Annotated in this window: 1 protein-coding gene; it reads left to right on the top strand. The window is 74.6% G+C overall.

Features of this window, described 5'->3' with window-relative positions; translation table 11 throughout:
• The coding region (locus tag RMT89_RS42090; protein WP_315889035.1) for an AMP-binding protein at positions 1–307 on the top strand (307 nt) is incomplete at both ends.

The raw sequence follows: 307 nt of genomic DNA, 5'->3' as shown, positions 1-307 counted from the left end.
CCCCGAGCCCCCCCCCGCCCGCCGGCAGCACGCCCCCGCCCGAGCCGGAGCCGTCTCCGACGCCGGCGTCGCGCCGGGCCAGTCGGTCGCGCTGCTGCTCCGCAACGACTTCGCCTTCTTCGAAGCATCCGTTGCGGCCCAAACCATCGGCGCCTACGCGACGCCGATCAACTGGCACAACACGCCGGACGAGATCGGCTACGTGCTGCGCGACTGCGGCGCCACGGTGCTGGTCGGTCACGACGACCTGCTCGCCAAGCTCGGCGACGCGGTGCCGGCGGGCACGGTCGTGCTCGCGGTGGCGACG

It is taken from the genome of Streptomyces sp. P17 (genome assembly GCF_032436805.1).
Classification (GTDB): Bacteria; Actinomycetota; Actinomycetes; order Streptomycetales; family Streptomycetaceae; genus Streptomyces.
This window is presented reverse-complemented; position numbering and strand designations above follow the sequence as displayed.